Origin of the sequence: Thioalkalivibrio versutus, assembly GCF_001020955.1 — a bacterium.
In the GTDB taxonomy this organism is placed as follows: domain Bacteria; phylum Pseudomonadota; class Gammaproteobacteria; order Ectothiorhodospirales; family Ectothiorhodospiraceae; genus Thioalkalivibrio; species Thioalkalivibrio versutus.
In genome coordinates this window covers 692,877-708,737 of record NZ_CP011367.1, presented here as the reverse complement: position 1 = coordinate 708,737, position 15,861 = coordinate 692,877, and the positions used below count along the sequence as shown (strand labels likewise).

Annotated in this window: 14 protein-coding genes; 8 read left to right on the top strand and 6 right to left on the bottom strand. The window is 67.3% G+C overall.

Annotation, left to right across the window (positions count from 1 at the left end):
- Positions 1-286 precede the first annotated feature (286 nt).
- From lolA to TVD_RS03360, 3 genes are all read right to left on the bottom strand, one after another.
- Entirely contained in the window at positions 287-958 is a 672-nt protein-coding gene (gene lolA, locus TVD_RS03370) for an outer membrane lipoprotein periplasmic chaperone LolA (protein ID WP_018167937.1), read from the bottom strand.
- 140 nt (positions 959-1,098) lie between these two features.
- The gene (locus TVD_RS03365) at positions 1,099-3,432 is read right to left on the bottom strand and encodes a DNA translocase FtsK (protein ID WP_018176484.1); all 2,334 of its coding nucleotides are present in this window, start codon (positions 3,430-3,432) and stop codon (positions 1,099-1,101) included.
- A gap of 372 nt (positions 3,433-3,804) precedes the next feature.
- A complete protein-coding gene (locus TVD_RS03360; protein WP_047250806.1) occupies positions 3,805-5,049 on the bottom strand; it encodes a methyltransferase domain-containing protein in 1,245 nt (414 codons plus the stop codon).
- An 86-nt stretch (positions 5,050-5,135) separates the two neighbouring features.
- On the opposite strand from TVD_RS03360, the gene TVD_RS03355 reads away from it, so the two are divergent.
- The 3 genes from TVD_RS03355 to TVD_RS03345 are packed head-to-tail and all read left to right on the top strand — an operon-like array spanning position 5,136 to position 6,990.
- A complete protein-coding gene (locus TVD_RS03355; RefSeq protein WP_047250805.1) occupies positions 5,136-6,254 on the top strand; it encodes a transporter substrate-binding domain-containing protein in 1,119 nt (372 codons plus the stop codon).
- Positions 6,255-6,282: 28 nt separating this feature from the next.
- Complete coding sequence (locus TVD_RS03350) at positions 6,283-6,612, top strand: hypothetical protein (protein WP_047250804.1); 330 nt, start codon at positions 6,283-6,285, stop codon at positions 6,610-6,612.
- Positions 6,613-6,639: 27 nt separating this feature from the next.
- Positions 6,640-6,990, top strand: a complete 351-nt coding sequence (locus TVD_RS03345; RefSeq protein ID WP_047250803.1) for a hypothetical protein — start codon at positions 6,640-6,642, stop codon at positions 6,988-6,990.
- A gap of 3 nt (positions 6,991-6,993) precedes the next feature.
- Here the strand turns inward: TVD_RS03345 and TVD_RS03340 are convergent, their stop codons facing one another.
- Complete coding sequence (locus tag TVD_RS03340; protein WP_018937975.1) at positions 6,994-8,538, bottom strand: BCCT family transporter; 1,545 nt, start codon at positions 8,536-8,538, stop codon at positions 6,994-6,996.
- A 34-nt stretch (positions 8,539-8,572) separates the two neighbouring features.
- Positions 8,573-9,037 carry a YbhB/YbcL family Raf kinase inhibitor-like protein gene (locus TVD_RS03335; RefSeq protein ID WP_240472289.1) on the bottom strand — a complete coding sequence of 155 codons (465 nt, stop codon included), beginning with the start codon at positions 9,035-9,037 and terminating at the stop codon, positions 8,573-8,575.
- Between the two features lie 156 nt (positions 9,038-9,193).
- Here TVD_RS03335 and TVD_RS03330 point away from each other — a divergent pair, with 156 nt between their 5' ends.
- The 3 genes from TVD_RS03330 to TVD_RS03320 are packed head-to-tail and all read left to right on the top strand — an operon-like array spanning position 9,194 to position 13,374.
- The gene (locus tag TVD_RS03330) at positions 9,194-10,594 is read left to right on the top strand and encodes an MBL fold metallo-hydrolase RNA specificity domain-containing protein (RefSeq protein ID WP_047250802.1); all 1,401 of its coding nucleotides are present in this window, start codon (positions 9,194-9,196) and stop codon (positions 10,592-10,594) included.
- Between the two features lie 9 nt (positions 10,595-10,603).
- Positions 10,604-12,274, top strand: coding sequence for a Na/Pi cotransporter family protein (locus TVD_RS03325; protein ID WP_047250801.1), 1,671 nt, complete (start codon positions 10,604-10,606; stop codon positions 12,272-12,274).
- Positions 12,271-13,374: an RNA ligase gene (locus TVD_RS03320; RefSeq protein WP_018650414.1), complete on the top strand. Its 1,104-nt coding sequence runs from the start codon at positions 12,271-12,273 to the stop codon at positions 13,372-13,374. The genes TVD_RS03325 and TVD_RS03320 overlap by 4 nt, the downstream gene beginning before the upstream one ends.
- 13 nt (positions 13,375-13,387) lie before the next feature.
- Here the strand turns inward: TVD_RS03320 and TVD_RS03315 are convergent, their stop codons facing one another.
- Positions 13,388-13,984, bottom strand: coding sequence for an RNA ligase partner protein (locus TVD_RS03315; RefSeq protein ID WP_018937979.1), 597 nt, complete (start codon positions 13,982-13,984; stop codon positions 13,388-13,390).
- Positions 13,985-14,115: 131 nt separating this feature from the next.
- Between TVD_RS03315 and TVD_RS03310 the strand changes: the two genes are divergently transcribed.
- Together TVD_RS03310 and TVD_RS03305 are read left to right on the top strand one after the other, a co-directional pair.
- Positions 14,116-14,967 carry an HDOD domain-containing protein gene (locus TVD_RS03310; protein WP_018167949.1) on the top strand — a complete coding sequence of 284 codons (852 nt, stop codon included), beginning with the start codon at positions 14,116-14,118 and terminating at the stop codon, positions 14,965-14,967.
- 52 nt (positions 14,968-15,019) lie between these two features.
- Positions 15,020-15,601: a BLUF domain-containing protein gene (locus TVD_RS03305; protein ID WP_019562639.1), complete on the top strand. Its 582-nt coding sequence runs from the start codon at positions 15,020-15,022 to the stop codon at positions 15,599-15,601.
- Positions 15,602-15,861: the final 260 nt, after the last annotated feature.

The following is a 15,861-nucleotide window of genomic DNA, read 5'->3' as shown; positions in this document are numbered from 1 at the left end:
CCTTGTTCACCACGAAGTGCACGAAGGTACGAAGAAGGGCGAATGGCACCACAGAGGACACAGAGGACACAGAGGACACGGAGAAAACCCAAGGGAGGGTGTCGCAGCCCATGTGTAGGATGCGTTGAGCAAAGCGAAAGGCATCAACATCGATCACCCGGAATATCGCCGCCTTCCGACCGATGCGTTTCGCTGCGCTCTACGCATCCTACGCACCTGAAAGCTTATTGATTTTCTCCGTGTCCTCTGTGCGCTCTGTGGTACATAACCAGCGGCCGGGTTTCGCTCAAGGCCGATAGATGTCGGTCCCGGCCGGCGGGTCGAAGGTGAACACGCCCGGGTCGAGTTCGCCATTGCGTTCGGTTTCGTGGAAGAGGATCACGGTCTCCTGGCCGAAGATGTCGCGGAAGGCCATGCGGGTCAGGTCGCCATCCGCGGTCAGGTCCAGGTCCAGACTGGTGAAGTCGGCCTGTTCGTTGCGCGGCACCAGCACCAGGCGCAGGGCATCGCCGCCCGGCACCGGGCGCAGCGACATGCGGAAGTGCTCGTCCAGACGCTCCGGCTGGGTGATCGCGGCGATCGGCGTGGCGTCGAAGGCATCCCCCAGCGGGCGCACCGTGGCCTGCGACAGGTCCGGGTCGTACATCCACAGGTCCTCGCCATCGGAGACGATGGTCTGCGGGAACGGCTCGGTCACCTCCCAGTGCAGGCGATTGGGCAGCCCCAGCTGCATGCGGCCATCGGACTCCTGCAGCACGTAGCCGGTGTCGTCGCGCACGGTCTGGGTAAATTCGGCGGAGAAGCTTTCAAGGCCATCGACAAAGCGATCCAGCGCCGCGCGGGCATCCTCCATACCGCGGTCGGCGGCCAGGGCCGGAACGGCGGTCAAGGCCAGTACCAGGCCAAGGGACAGGGCCCGCCAGAGGGCGCCCGGACACGTAAGGGGACGAGCGTTCATGCAGTCTCCAGGATGGATGAGTATGCGATTCATGATGCGCCGCGAGGCTTAACCCGGCGTGAATGTGTCGCACAGGGGTGACGAACCGCGTCACGCGATCAGGGACATGGACACCAACCACGCCCTCGGGTTCGGGGCGCTCAGTCGTTCGGGCCGGGAACCAGGACCTCGCGATTGCCGTTCGACTGTACCTGGCTGACCAGGCCGGCGGCCTCCATGTCTTCGACCATGCGCGCGGCGCGGTTGTAGCCGATCTTCAGCCGGCGCTGGACGAACGAGATCGAGGCCTTGCGTGACTCGATGACCACCTGCACGGCCTGATCGTAGAGCGGGTCCGATTCGTTGCCGTTCCCCTCGGGCGACTCCAGCCCCGGGATGCTGGCCGCACCGGCCTCGGGCTCGTCGAGGATTGCGTCGTTGTAGTCCGGCTCGCCGGTGGACTTGAGGTACTCGACCACCTGATGCACTTCGTTGTCGCTGACGAACGCACCGTGCACGCGCTCGGGCATCGCCTTGCCCGGCGGCAGATAGAGCATGTCGCCGTGACCCAGCAGGTGCTCGGCACCCATCTGATCGAGGATGGTGCGCGAGTCCACGCGCGAGGAGACCTGGAAGGCGATGCGGGTGGGGATGTTCGCCTTGATCAACCCGGTAATCACGTCCACCGACGGACGCTGGGTGGCCAGGATCAGGTGGATGCCGGCGGCGCGCGCCTTCTGCGCCAGGCGGGCGATCAGCTCCTCCACCTTCTTGCCCACCACCATGATCATGTCGGCGAATTCGTCGACCACAACCACAACGAACGGCAACGGCTCCAGCTCCGGCGCCTCGGTCTCGGTGATCGCCTCCTCCGGCTTGAACAACGGATCCTTCAGCGGCTCGCCGCCGGCCTGGGCATCGCGCACCTTCTTGTTGAAGCCGCCAATGTTGCGCACGCCCATCGCCGACATCAGCTTGTAGCGCCGCTCCATCTCCGCCACCGCCCAGCGCAGGGCGTTGGAGGCATCCTTCATGTCGGTGACGACCGAACACAGCAAATGCGGGATGCCCTCGTAGACCGACAGCTCCAGCATCTTCGGATCGATCAGGATCAGGCGAACGTCTTCCGGCGTGGACTTGTACAGCAGCGACAGCAGCATGGCGTTGACGCCCACCGATTTCCCGGAACCGGTCGTCCCGGCGACCAGCAGATGCGGCATCTTCGCCAGATCCGCGATCACCGGGCCGCCGCCGATGTCCTTGCCCAGCGCCATGGTCAGCGGCGACTTGTTCGAGTCGAACAGATCCGAACGCAGGATCTCCGAGAGGGCCACGATCTCGCGGTTCTCGTTGGGGATCTCCAGCCCCACCGTGGACTTGCCCGGGATCACCTCGACGATGCGTACGGCCATGACCGACAGCGAACGTGCGAGATCGGTGGACAGCCCGGAGATACGCGAGGCCTTCACCCCGGCCGCCGGCTGCAATTCGAAGCGGGTGATCACCGGCCCCGGCTGCACCGCGACCACCTCGACCTCCACCCCGAAGTCCTTCAGCTTCAGTTCCACCAGGCGGGAGAGCGCCTGCAAAGACTCCTCGGAGAATCCGTCGGGCGGCGGCGGCGGCTCGTCCAGCAGGGCCAGCGGCGGGTGTGGATCGGCGCCCGTCCCCTCGGTGAACAGCGGGACCTGTTTCTCTTTCTGCACCCGCGGGCTGGGCGGGGGCGTCTCGATACGTGGCTCCACCCGCGAGGGCATGCGCTTCTCGGTGCGCTTGCGCTCCTTCTCCACCCGGGTCTCGCGCTCGGCCCGTTCGCGGGCGCCGATACGGCGGTCACGGGCCGAGTCGATCGCCACGCGGGCACGCTCCCAGCCACGCACGGCCAGCTGTCCGAGACGATCCATCAGCAGAAACCAGGACAGCCCGGTAAACAGGGTCACCCCGGCCAGGAACAGCGCCAGCAGGACCAGTGTCCCGCCCACCAAGCTCAGCCCGGCGACCGCCCAGCCGCCGAACAGGTCGCCGAGGATGCCGCCGGCATGCACCGGCATCCCGCCCGGCATCAGGTGCAGCGCGGCCAGGGCCGAGCCGGCGATCAGCGCCACGATCAACGCCAGCCCGCGCACGGTGAGCTCCATGGGGCTGGCGATCTGCGCCTCGCGGCGGTGCCGGAACAGCCACCAGCCAATGCCGCCCACGGCCAGCGGAATCAGGTAGGCCAGATAGCCGAGCAGATGGAAAGCAATATCGGCGAACCAGGCGCCCGTGGTGCCGCCCAGATTGCGCAGACCCTCGCCGTCGCCGGTGGTCGACCAGGCGGCATCGCCCGGGTGATAGCTCGCCAGCGCCACCAGCAGATACAGCGCCAGCATGCCGAAGATCAGCAGTGCACCCTCGCGCAGACCACGCAGGAGTTGCCCACTCAGGCTCGGCGGTGCGGCCGGCTCTGCCGTTTTGCTGCCCTTGCCCCCGGATTTGGCCTTGCTTGCGGCCATGCGCTCCCCACTGGTCCGGCCCGCGGCGCGGGCAACTTTTCAAGGAAGCGCTGAATAAAGCCATCCTGGCTTTCTCAGCGCACGCTGCACTGCAAACGCGGTTTGCAGCTTGCTTCACAATCAACCCCCTGCGGTGGTCGATTGCGGCGGCACCTCCTTGTGCCGCCGGGAAACGCCGATGAATCGGCGTTTCCCGGGATCATCGCGCAGTTTACCGGTTAAAACGTTCTTCGGGGGGCCAGACCTGCCCAGCCTGAGAACCGAGTCCGGTCCGATCGCTTTCCGGCAGGCTGCCTCGGCTCGGCGAGCCCTGCCATTGCTGGAGCGGCCTTGCCCGCGAAGCCTCCGCCCGTGTCGGTAAAGGCCCATCCCTCAGTCCCATCGATAACCCCACACCGCAAACACCGGGTCCGCATGCTCCAGCCGTCCGGCATAGGGATCATCCGCCGGCCGCGGCAGGCCGCGCAGGGAAAAGGTCGCGAGATCCGTGAAACCGGCGCGCAGGAACAGGTCCAGCACCAGCCCCACGCGCTCGAAGTCGTACAGGCGTTCCCAGACCGCGATCGCCTTGGTCGGGAAGCAGCGGTCGGAGAAGGTCACCACGAACACCCCGCCCGGCCTCAGCACCTCGCGTACTGCCTGGAACACCGCCTCCGGCTGCGTCAGATACTCGACCGACGCGGTACAGGCCACGGCGTCGAAGCTCCCCGCCGCATACGGCAACTCGGGCTGCACATTGAGGTCCTGCACATGCGCGGACGCCAGGCAGGGGTTGTCCGCCAGCTCCTGCGCGTTCATGCCCAGCCCGATCACCGCTTCCGGCGTCTCCACCCGGTCCAGGTGCGACTCCCAGCTGCTCATCAGGTCGAGCACCCGCGCACCGGCCGGGATGCAGGCGCCATACAGCGCGGCGATCTCGGCGCGCGCAGTGGCATCCAGGTGGTGTACCCGGCGCGGCTCGGCGTAGAACGCCGCATCGGGGTCCGGATCCTCGCGTTCCAGCGCTCCGTCGGCCCAGAAGTCGGTCGGCCGTCCGCGCCAGCGCGCCTGCATGCCCGGCCCGCGGGCCTTCAGCAGCCGGGCCACATCCACCGAGTGGTCGTCATCACGCCCGCGGGCGTGGCGGGCCATGACCCGCGCCTGCAACCTCAGCTCATGGTCCGCCAGTGGATGGTTCAGATCCGCCACCAGGCGGTCCTCCTCCAGCGCCCCGACCCGGAACAACTCGCGATCCCCGGCCTCGACGCCCGCATGGCCGGCAATGAACGCCCTCGGGTAAAAACGACCCGCATGGGGCTCCACCCGGCGATGCCTGCGCAGGCCGCGATTGAACGCCGACCCCGGGAGCTCCCACACCCGATCCATCTCGGACGGCGGGACCAGGACCGCGGCTGACGCCCGCGAGGCCTTGTGTACCGCCCCCACTCCCAGCGCGTGCAGGGCTGAGCCCAGATCACCCGGCCAGTGGTCCCGTTCCGGCAACAGCCTCGGCAGCAACAGGCATTCGCGGTGACGGGCCTCGGCACTCGCCCAGTCCAGCATGAACCCGATATCCGCTGCGTCGCCCGGGTTCGACCGGGATGGCGCCTCGATCCGGTTGGCAAACGGGTCCCGCATGGGCTTATCTCCTGACGCGGCAACGCGGACTGCCACGGTGACAGCGTACCGGTTATGGTACGACCAAGCCCCCACCGGAAGCTCGCATGCCCCGCTCCCTGATCGCGCCCTCCGCACTGCTCGCCACGGCCCTTTGGTTGCTCGCCGCCTTGCTGGCAATCCCCGCCGCCCAGGCCCAGGAGACGGGGGCCAGCGCCGCAGACCTCGATTCCAGCGTGCGCGTGGGCACCCGCTTTGTGTCGCCGTTCGTGATCGCCCCGGACGCGGCCGACGCGACCCCGACCGGTATCGCGATCGAGCTTTGGGAACGGGTAGCGGAACGCCTGGAACTGGACTACGGGTACCAGGAGGTCAGCCTCGAGGAATTGATCACAGGCCTGGGGGACGACCGCATCGATGTCTCGGTCGCGGCCCTCACCGCGACCGCCGAGCGCGCCGAGCGCGTCGACTTCACCCATCCGTACTACAGCACCGGGCTGTCCATTGCCGTGCCCCAGCAGGGCAACCCGGTCGCCGGCGCCCTGCGGGCATTCATCTCGGTGCCATTCCTGATGATCATACTGGCGCTCGCCGGCCTGCTCCTGCTGGTCGGCGCACTGCTGTGGCTGTTCGAGCGTCACCGCAACGCCGACGAGTTCGGCGGCAGCTCCGCACAGGGGCTGGGCTCGGCCTTCTGGTGGGCCGCCGTCACCATGACCACGGTCGGCTACGGCGACAAGGCCCCGCGCACCCTGCCCGGCCGCGCGATCGCGCTGGTCTGGATGTTCGCGGCCCTGATCCTGGTTTCCACCTTCACCGCCGCAATCGCCACCACCTTGACCGTCAGCTCGCTGGATACCGGCATCCAGAATGTCTCCGACCTGGAGGGCCAGCGCATCGCCACCATCGGCGGCTCCAGTGCCGCCGCCTGGCTGGACGACCAGGGCTTCGCCTACCGCGACCACGCGGACCTGAGCTCCGCCCTCGACGCGGTCGCCAACGGGCACGCCGACGCGATGGTCTATGACGCCCCGCTGCTTCGTTACCAGGTGCGCGAACACTTCGGCGGTCAACTGGAGGTGCTACCCGTCGAGTTCCTGCGCCAGGACTATGCCCTGGCCCTGCCCCAGGGCTCGCCGCTGCGCGCCCCGATGAACGTGGCTATCCTCGAGATTCTGGAATCCGACGAATGGCAGCGCGTGCTGCGCCGCTACCTCGGTAACTGACGCGAACCGCAGCAGGGAGAGACGCCTCATGGCGGAGACCTTTCTGGTGGCCATCATCGACCAGGACCGCGAAGAACAGGCCCTGGCCATCGCCGACGAAGAAGGCGGCGCGGACGGCACGGTATTGCACGGCTCGGGCCTCGGTTTCCCCGAGCACATGACCTTCCTCGGCGTGACCTACCAGGGCAACGAATCGGTCTGTGTATGGCAACTGGAGACCGAGCAGGCCGAACGCATCGCCCGCCGTCTGAACCTGGAGCTGGACTTGTTTCAGCCCTACAACGGCCTGGCCTTTACCCTGGATACCGCCGCGCTGCAGGGCATGGAATTCGTCGGCCACCTGACGCATACGGCCTGACACGATCCGAACGCCGGAGACTTCGCCATGCAATTCGTTCTGCTCGTCGCCGTAGTCCCTCGCAGTCAGGCCGATCGCGCCATCGACATTGTTCAGCGTCTCGGAGCCGCCGGACTGACCCTGCTGGACGGTCAGGGCATCGCCCAGCTGCGGCGCAACCCGGTGATGGACCTGAAAGACTCGTCCGGCCGCAAGGTGTTACTGATGGTCCTGGAGACCGGACTGGCCCGACGCATGCTGGAGCAGCTGGACACGGAACTGGACTTGAGCCAGTTGGGCAACGGCTTTGCCGTCACTCTGCCCATCAAGGACATCGCCGGGATCAAGCCGGAGCAGATCGAACACCTGCTCCGCACGCTCCCGGACGGCCACGCGTAGCCTTCAGCGCCAGGGCGGCTCCACGCCCTCGACGCGGTATTCGCGGCGCAGGGCGCGCATCAGGCTGAAGCAGCAGAAGACCAGGATGATCGCGACCGGCAGCCCGGCGGTCAGCGAGCCGGTCTGCAGGCTGTCCAGCGCGCGTTCGCCGCCGACGATCAGCAGCGTGGCGGCCACCGCCCCCTCGGTGATGCCCCAGATCACGCGCTGGCGCTTCGGCGAGTGCTTCGACCCGCGCGAGATCAGCGCATCCACCACGTAGGTGCCCGAAGCCGAGGAGGTGATGAAGTAGGTCGCGATCAGCAGCGTGGCGATCCCGGAGGCGAAGGTCGTCCACGGCAGCTGGGCCAGGGTCGCGTAGAGGGCCACGGTGGTGTCCTCGGCGACCGCAGCGGCGATGCCCGCGCCCTCGTCGAACAGCTCCATGTGCAGCGCGGTGCCGCCGAAGATCGCCATCCAGGCGAACACGAACAGTGTGGGCAGCGCGAGCACGCCGACGATGAACTCGCGGATGGTGCGCCCGCGCGAGATGCGCGCGATGAAGATGCCCACGAACGGCGACCAGGCGATCCACCAGGCCCAGTAGAACATGGTCCAGTCCTTCTGCCACTCGGAGCCGCCGATCGCGTCGGTATGCAGGCTCAGCTCGATCAGCTGCTGGAAGTAGCCGCCGGTGGAGTCGAGCAGGAAGCGCAGGATGAACAGCGTCGGGCCGGCGAACAGCACGAACAGCATGAAGCTGATCGCCAGCACCAGGTTGAACACACTGACCCACTTGAGCCCGCGATCCAGTCCGGAGAGCACCGACAAGACGGCCACCGCCGTGATCGCGGTGATGATGCCGACCTGGTACCAGTGCGAGACCGGCATGTCGACGAGCACGTTGAGCCCGGTGTTGAGCTGCATCGCCCCGAAACCCAGCGAGGTGGCCAGCCCGAACAGTGTGCCGAACACCGCGAGGATGTCGATCACGTGCCCGATCGGGCCGTAGATGCGATCCCCCAGCAGCGGGTAGAAGATCGAGCGGATGGTCAGCGGCAGGCGGTGGCGAAAGCTGAAATACGCCACCGACAGCCCCAGTACCACGTACACCGCCCAGGCATGCAGCCCCCAGTGGAAGAAGGTGTAGACCATCGCCTGGCGCGCGGCCTCGGCGGTCTCGCCATCACCGATCGGCGGGTTCTGATAGTGCAGGACCGGCTCGGCCACGCTCCAGAACACCAGGCCAATGCCCATGCCGGCCGAGAACAGCATCGCGAACCAGGCGGCAAACCCGAATTCCGGCCGGTCGTCCGGCTGCCCCAGCCGGATCGCGCCGTAGCGGCTGAACCCCAGCCAGACCAGGAACCCGAGGAAGAACGTGACCACCAGCAGGTAGCCCCAGCCGAGGTATTCGGTAATGAATCCGTGGATGCCATCGAACACCATGCTGGCGGTGGACGGCAAGGCCACCCCGAAGGCAACGAACACCACCACCATGATCGCGGAGGCGGTAAACACGGTGGGGTTGACCGTGGAGAAGAAGGCTTCCGGGCGGTACTGGCTCATGATGAGCGGCCTGGCTTCAGTCCGGGGATGGGCATCAGTTCGACGCGTCGGGGTCCGGGGTGCCAGCACAAAGCCCGCCGGTCAGATCGGCCTTGGCCAGCACATGCCCCTCGGCCGCGACGTCGAACTGCGTACGCGTCGCACCCGGCGCCAGATCCAGCGCCTCATCCAGGGCGAGCAGGCGGAAACGATAGTGGTGGCAGCCCTCCGGCGGGATCGGGCCCAGATACCCGGCCTTGCCGAAGGCATCCAGGCCCACGCGCCCCTGACTCGGCAGATGCAGCGAGTCCACCCGATGCGTGTCTGGCGGCAGGTTCCAGACCAGCCAGTGCGTCACCTCGCCCAGCGGCGAATCCAGGTCCTCGAGGATCAGCGCGAGGCTCTGTGCGCCATCCGGAACCTCATGAATCTCCAGTGGTGGCAGCTCGTTGGCATCGCGGGCCGACACCTCGACCGGCATCACTTCGCCGTCACGGAAGTCAGGACTGATCAGCCGCATCCCCTCGTCTCCTGTATCCACAGATCCTCAGCCTCCCCCGCCGCCGCCAGCGGGTCAACCGCCGCGAGACCGGATCGCAACCGGAATTGATCCCGGTCAACGAACCACCCCCGCACGGTTGCACACAGAGCCCGCTCCGTGCGTACACTTCGAGACATGGCACAGCTCACCTTCAAGGGCGCGACCGGCGAGGTCACCGGATCGCGCTATCTCCTCGAGACCGACGACGCCCGCATCCTGCTGGAATGCGGCCTGCATCAGGGCGGCAATGACGCCGACGAGGCCAACCGCGAATCGCTCGCGGAACTCGCCGGTCAACTCGACGCCGTCGTCCTGTCCCACGGCCACCTGGATCACTCGGGGCTCCTGCCCAAGCTGGTTCGCGACGGCTACCGCGGCCCGATCTACTGCACACCGGGGACCGAGGAACTGCTCGAGATCATGCTCGAGGACGCCGCCTTCGTGATGAGCAAGGACATCGAGTGGGAGAACAAGTGGCGCCGGCGCGCGGACAAGCCCCTGGTCGAGCCGGTCTACGACATCGACGACGTCGCAACCACCCTGGGACTCTGCAAGGCCGTGCCCTACGGTGACACGCAAACCATTGCCGGCGACATCCGGCTGACCTTCCGGGATGCCGGGCACATCCTCGGCTCCGCGATCGTCGACCTGATCGTGCCGTCCGGCGGGCGCGACCGGCACCTGGTCTTCTCCGGCGACCTCGGCAACCCCGACGCCGTGCTGATGCACGAACCCGCGCGGATGGAACACGCGGATCACGTGCTGCTGGAGAGCACCTACGGCGACCGCGATCACCGGCCGATGGACGAGACCATCGAGGAGTTCGCGCAGATTCTCGAGCAGGCCGACGCCAGCGGTGGCAACGTGATGATCCCGGCCTTCGCGGTCGGGCGCACCCAGGAGATCCTCTACCACCTGGGCATGCTGCACCACGCCGGGCGCCTGCCGCAGCAGAAGGTGTTTCTCGACAGCCCAATGGCGATCAAGGTGACCGAGCTCTACGCGCGGCTGCACAAGTCGCTGAAGAGCGAGGATATGGAGCGCCTGCACAAGGCCGCGAACGGCGACCCGGGTGGCTACCTGCCCGGGCTGCAGGTCTGTCGCACGGTCGAGGAATCCATGGCGATCAACCGCATCACTGGCGGCGCGATCATCATCGCCGGGGCCGGCATGTGCAACGGCGGGCGCATCCGCCACCACATGAAGTACAACCTGTGGCGGCGCGATGCGCACCTGATCATCGTCGGCTTCCAGGCCTCGGGGACGCTGGGACGGCGGCTGGTCGATGGCGCCGAGCGGGTCAAGCTGCTGGGCGACGAGGTCGTGGTGAACGCCAAGGTCCACACCCTGGGCGGCTTCTCCGCCCATGCCGGGCGCACTCAGCTACTGGACTGGGCACGTGGCTTTCGCGATCAGCCGGTGTTCCACCTGGTTCACGGCGAGCCGGAGGCACGCGAGGCGCTGGCCGCCGGCCTGCGCGACGAGCTGGGCGCCGAAGCCCACGTGCCGGCCTTTGGCGAGACCATCACGCTGTAATCCGCTCGCATGCCGGAGGCCGAAGCCGTCAGCACCTACGCCCTGATCGCCGGCTTCCTCGGCGGTCTCGGGCTGTTCCTGCTCGGCATGACGCTGCTGACCGACGGCCTGAAGACCGCCGGCGGCAAGGCCCTGCAGCATATCCTGGGCGTGTGGACGCGCACTCGCCCGCGCGCGCTCGCCTCCGGGATGGGCGTGACCGCGCTGGTCCAGTCCTCCAGCGCAGTCACCGTCGCCACCATCGGCTTCGCCAACGCGGGGCTTTTGACCCTCGGCCAGTCGGTCTGGGTGATCTTCGGCTCCAACGTCGGCACCACCATGACCGGCTGGCTGGTCGCCCTGATCGGCTTCAACATCCGGATCGAGGCCTTCGCCCTGCCGGCGATCGGCATCGGCGCCCTGCTCTACCTGTTCATGAAGACCGCACGCCCGCGCTACCTGGGCCTGGCCCTGGCCGGTTTCGGCCTGCTGTTCTTCGGGATCGACGTGCTGCGCGAGACCTTCGAGGGCCTGAGCGCGACCTTCGACCTCTCTGCCCTGGCGCGACCGGGCTTTGTCGGGCTGTTGATCATGGTCGGCATCGGTGCGCTGCTGACGGTGCTGATGCAGAGCTCGTCCGCGTCAATGGCGATGGCCCTGACCGCCGCGATGAGCGGCGCGGTACCGCTGGAGGCCGCGGCCGCCGCAGTGATCGGCGCCAACCTCGGCACCACGGTGAAGGCCCTGCTGGTCGTCATCGGTGCCACCCCGAACGCCAAGCGCGTCGCGGCCGCGCACGTGATCTTCAACGGCCTGACCGCGCTCGTTGCGCTGCTGATCCTGCCGTGGTTCCTGGCCGCGATCGCCTGGATCTGGGGCAGCACCGGCGAGGCCCCGGCCCCGGCAGTTCTGCTGGCGCTGTTCCACACCGCCTTTAACCTGCTGGGCGTGGCGCTGATGGTCCCGGTCGCCCCGCCGATGATCCGCTTTCTGCAGACGCGCTTCCGTACCCGGGAGGAAGACATCGCCCAGCCGCGCTTTCTCGACAAGCACAGCGGGGGCGTCCCCGATCTGGCGCTGCAGTCATTGTTACAGGAAACCGAGCGCCTGGCCGACATCAGCCACTCCATGGCGCGCGAGGCCCTGCGCCCGGACCCGCCGGCCGCGGGCACCCTGGACGCGCGGCGGGCCGCGGTGGAACAGCTGACCGCTGCCATCAGCGATTTTGCCGCCCGCACGGCCAACCACCCGATGCCCGAGGCGGTCGGGCACGGCATCGCCGAGGCGGTACGTATCGCCCGCTATCATCGCGAGACTGCGGTGCTGGCCGACCAGATCGCCGAGCTTCGCCGCCACTCGACCGGCGAGGAACGCCCGATCGTCAGCGAACAGCGCCGCGCCTGGCAGGAGCAAGCGATCCGCGCCCTGGATCTCGCCAACCTGGAAAGCGAGAACGGCAGAGACCTGGCGGCCACCGAGGCCGTAAGCACGGTGGAGACGGCCTATGCCGAACTGAAGGCAGCCCTGCTGCGCGAAGGCACCTTCGGCTCGCTGAGCATGACCGAGATGGAACGCCAACTACGCATCATCAGTATGGCGCGACGCCTGGTCACCCAGGCCGACAAGGCCCGCCGCCACACCGAGGCCCTGGAGGACCAGATCCAGGGGCTGCGCAAGACGCTGGAACCGGAGAACGCATGATCGACGCCGAAGCGATGCAGGACGCCATCACGAACCACCGGGCCGAGCCGCTGATGTTCGACGGGCTGGAATACGCCCGGCTGCTGGAGCCGGTGAATCACTACCCGCGCGGTTCCGTGGTGCTTCCGGATGGCTCGGTGGTCCCCGGCTACCCGGCCATCGGGCGCATCCAGTCGCTGGAGGCCGGGCTGCCGCGCCAGTTCGATCAGCCGTTCTGGGCGGAGGAGAAGATCGACGGCTTCAACGTGCGCATCCTGCGCTGGGAAGGCCGGGTCGTCGCCTTCAGCCGGGGCGGGTTTGTCTGTGCATTCAGTACTGACCGGGTGCCGGATTTCGTGGACCTCGCGGTGTTCGAGGCGGAACCCGATCTGGTGCTCTGCACGGAAATCGCCGGGCCGGACACGCCCTATCTGGAGGGCTCCACCCCGCGCGTCGCGGACGACGTCGGCTTGTTCGTGTTCGACCTGATGCGGCTCGGCCAGCCGGGCTTTGTGCCGCAGGACGAAAAGTTTGCACTGATGGAGCGCCATGACCTGCCACCGGCGCCGCTGCATGGACGGTTCACGCCCGCAGACACCGAGGCCCTGGGCCGCTTGATCCGGCAACTGGATGCCGAGGGTGCCGAGGGCCTGGTACTGAAGACCGCGGATGGCGAGCACCGCGCCAAGTACGTGGCCGGCGGCTCCTGTATCAACGATATCCGCGTGTGTTCCGAGCAGCTGCTGGACCTGCCGCCGGAGTACTTCACCAACCGTCTGACCCGCCTGGCCATCTTCCTCGCCGAACACCCGCCCGCGGAGCGCGTCGCCGTGGAACGCGAACTGGGCGCGGCCCTGCTGTCCGGGCTGGCGACCGCGGTGGACAAGAGCCGGCGCGAGGGACGCGTCGGCCACACCTACCGCTGTCGGTTCCGCGAGCGTGCCGGGGCCCAGCGCTTCATCGATCACATGCAGGCCACCGGCGGGCGCCATGTGCGCTTCCTGCCGGACACGCCGCGCCAGGAGGCGAACGGCTACTGGCTGCTGGAGTTCGAGCGCCTGTTCGACCGGATCACCGGCACCCTGGCCTCGGCCCTGGCCGGTGACCGGCAGTACGACTGAACCCGGGAAGCGCTCAGAGCTCGCGCGAGTGGCCGCCGGACTCGGCCAGGTTCTCCATCACCCGACGCAGGTAGTCGGCGGTGACCAGCTTGATGCCCATGCGGTTGCCCAGCTTGCGCATGCCCTCGTCGGCGCTGGCCAGCTCGGCGTCCAGCTCCATCGCCAGCAGCACGGCGTCGACGTCCTCGCGCGAATCCACCAGCCCCTTGCGCATCGCCTCGCGGAAACGCTCGCGTAGCTGGGTGATCAGTTCGGGCTTGAGCGATTCGGCCGCCCCCGCCTGGCGGGTATGCTCCTCGGCAATGCGCAGGCCGCGGTCAATCCGCGTACGCACCTCGTCGATGAATTCGTAGAGGATGTCGCTCGGCAGCATCAGGGCGAAGCGCCGCGGCGAGCGCACCCAGACCACGGTCTCGAAATCGGCCGCCATGGCCTCGAGGTCGCGCATGCCACGAAACTCCTCGTACACCGACAACGGCATGTAGAACTCGGCGGGGCAATGGCGCGCCAGGGTGAGGAAGGTCCGCAGGATGTCTTCGGCATCCTCGCCGAACTGCCCGGCCACATGCGGGTTGGTGAAGACACTGGTATCCAGCACGAATCGGCGCATCACGACCTCCTGTCGGCTCCCTTCATCATCGGCAGGGGCCAGCGGCCCGTCAACTGGCGCGGATCCCCCGTCCGCGAGGGCGCGGTATGGCATAATCGGCGCGTCATTTCCCAGCCGGACATGGATTGCCCTTGGCCACCCGAGCGGAAGTCGAAAAGTTTCTGGAACGCCTGCGCGAGGATCTCGAACGTCACCAGATCGAGATCCCGACCCTGCCCGATGTCTCGGTGCAGGCATTGTTCATCACCCAGGACGAGTCCAGCTCCATTGTTGACCTGGTCAACCTGATCTCGCGCGACACGGCCCTGGCCTCGCGCCTGGTGCGGCACGCCAACAGCCCGGCCTACCGTGGGCTCACGCGCTGCGCGACCATTCGCTCCGCCGTCACGCGCCTGGGGATGGAACGCGCCCGCCAGACCATCATTGCGCTGTCGATGAAGGAGGTCTTCCAGAGCGGGAACGAGATGATCCGCGCACGCATGGAAGAACTGTGGAACCACAGCCTGGAGGTGGCGATCATCAGCTACCTGCTGGCCCGCCGGCACCCGCACCTGGACCCCGATACCGCACTGCTCGCCGGGTTGGTGCACGACATCGGCATGATCCCGATCCTGCGCCGCGCGGAGAAGACACCCGAGATCTACGAGGACCCGCGCGCCCTGCAGGCCGCCGCCGACGCCGCGCATGTCCCCATCGGCCGCGCGATGCTGAAGAACTGGAATTTCGAGCCGGAGATCATCCGCGCAGTGGCCGAACACGAGAACCTCAAGCGCGAGCCGGAGGATGGCGAACCGGTCAACTACAGCGACATCCTGCAGGCGGCCAACATCGAGAGCCACAACGCCACGCGGCATCGCCTGGCCTCCATCGACCGCAACGCGGTTGCCGCCATCCGCCGCCTGGCCGCCAAGCCCGGCACAACCCAGCTCAACTGGGAAGACGACGCGATCGGTCTGGAACACGTAAACCAGATGATTGAGTGAACCCCACGCAGCGGGGGCGGTCTTCTCCTTACTTCCCAGGAAGGACGTCCGCATGCCCGCCATTCTCCAGCTCGTCTACGCCTCGCGCGCCACGTTTCGCGAAAACACGTCCAACCAGGGCATTGAGCCCGAAGTCAGTCGCATCCTGATGCAGTCGCGCCAGAACAACCCGCGCAGCGGGATTGTCGGCGCGCTCTACTATGGCGACGGGCACTTCTTCCAGTGCCTGGAGGGCGACCCGGATGCGGTGCGCGAAACCGTCGACCGCATCCGCCGTGATCGTCGCCACGAAGAGGTCCGGGTACTGCGCGAGCAGTCACTGGATACCCCGGGATTCGGCGAATGGTCGATGAAATACGTCCCGGCGGCCGTGGACGTTCGCCAACTACTGCAACGCTTCGGCCAACGCCGGTTCGACCCCTTCGCCTTCGACAACGACCGCATCGACGCGATGCTGGACCTCCTGCGCCACGGGCGAGATACCGCGCATGCCGAACCCGAGCAACCGGCGCCGGCCCGTCCCCAAGACGCCGCCCGTCGCACCAATCGCCTGTTGTTCGGCGTTGGGCTGGTCGCAGTCGCGATTCTGGCCGGCGTGATCGGGGCGGCCGCCTACCTGCTGCTGGCCACCTAGGGAAACACTGATCAATGAACGCGTTCGCGTTGGTACCCCAGGTTTTCCGAGACAAGGCGCGTCGTGCAACAGGTAGTGGTTCTACCTGTAAGCGGCGCAACGCAGGATCGGGGAACCTGGGGTGCCAACCCCGCAAGTTATTGAAAGAAGGGGCTCGGCCGCTTTTGCGCGCGCACAGCGTTGCGGCTCCCTTGTGCAGAATGACTGCACGGCAGTCACCGCGCCTTGTTCGCACGCAAAAGCGACTCGAGCGCGAACGC